This window comes from Geobacter grbiciae, from assembly GCF_018531165.1.
Lineage (GTDB): Bacteria > Desulfobacterota > Desulfuromonadia > Geobacterales > Geobacteraceae > Geobacter > Geobacter metallireducens.
Window position 1 is genome coordinate 1 of record NZ_JAHDIW010000048.1, and the last position, 1259, is coordinate 1259.

Here is a 1259-nt window from a genome sequence, read left to right on the forward strand (position 1 = left end):
TGAGGTGTCCTGTCAATAGTAGACACTCCCAACTCAAGCGGCGGCCGTGTTTGCGGAGAAGTTCATGGCAAATACGGCCGGGGCCAGATAGCCAAGGCGCGAGTGGCGTCGCTGACGGTTGTAGAAGATCTCGATGTATTCCCGGATAGAGGCCTCGGCCTCAGCCCGGGTTTCGTAGCGGCAGTGATGCACAAGTTCGTTCTTGAGGCTTCCCCAGAAGCTTTCCATCGGTGCATTATCGTAGCAATTGCCCTTGCGCGACATGGACGGCGTCATGCCGAACTGCTCAAGAAGTTTACGGTATTCGTGGGCGCAGTACTGGCTGCCGCGATCGGAATGGTGGATCAGCCCGGCCGCGGGCCGTTTCTGCTCCACCGCCCGGAAAAGCGCCTGACCTGTCAGCTCCTGTGTCATGCGCGCGGCCATGGCATAGCCGACAATCTCGCAGGTAAAGACGTCCTTTACCCCAGCAAGGTAAAGCCAGCCTTCGCCGGTGGGAATGTAGGTTATGTCGGTAACCCAGACCTCGTTGGGAGCACTGGGTGTAAAGGTTTGATCCAGCAAGTTCTCCGCCACCGGCAAGCTGTGCTTCGAATTCGTGGTCGCCTTGAACGTGCGCTTCTGTCGACAGCGCAGCCCCATTTCCCGGCGCAGACGGGCAATACGGTCGCGCCCGGCGACGATACCATCCGCCGCCAGCTCCGGCTGCAGGCGCCGGGCGCCATAGCTTTCGCGAGTACGTTTGTGGGCGGCTTTAATCGCCACCTTCAGAAGTTCATCCTCCTGGGCTCGACGCGAGGGCTTGCGCCCCAGCCAGGCATAAAAGCCGCTACGGGACACGTTGAGCACTCGGCTCATTATCGTTACGGGAAAATGGAGTCGCCACTGCTTCATGAACGCGTACCGGGCAGCGACTCCCTGGCAAAGTACGCGGTCGCCTTTTTTAAGATGTCACGCTCCATGCGGGCCTCGGCCAGCTCCTTGCGCAACCGGGCATTCTCGGCTGCCAAATCCGCCGCAGAACGTGCCCCTGGTGCTGACGGATGGGTGGAAGCCTTGCCGGCTGCCATCCAGTTCGCCAGAGTCCCCTTGGGGATTGCCAGCCGCCTTGCTGCTTCCTTCTGGGACAGCCCTTGCTCTGTTACCAGTTTGACCGCCTCGACTCGAAACTCCGGCGTATAACGCTGCTGCTGTTTCATGTTTACCTCCCTCTCGGTAGTTTACCAAGCGGGAGTGTCCATCGTCATCAGGATACCTCA

The 1259-nt window shown here is 59.7% G+C and carries 1 protein-coding gene; it reads right to left on the reverse strand.

The features are described 5' to 3' along the window. Positions 1–33: 33 nt before the first annotated feature. A protein-coding gene (locus tag KJB29_RS19080) for an IS3 family transposase (protein WP_425514129.1) occupies positions 34–1199 on the reverse strand; the annotation gives its coding sequence in 2 pieces (ribosomal slippage) (positions 34–947 and positions 947–1199; 1167 coding nt in all). Positions 1200–1259: the final 60 nt, after the last annotated feature.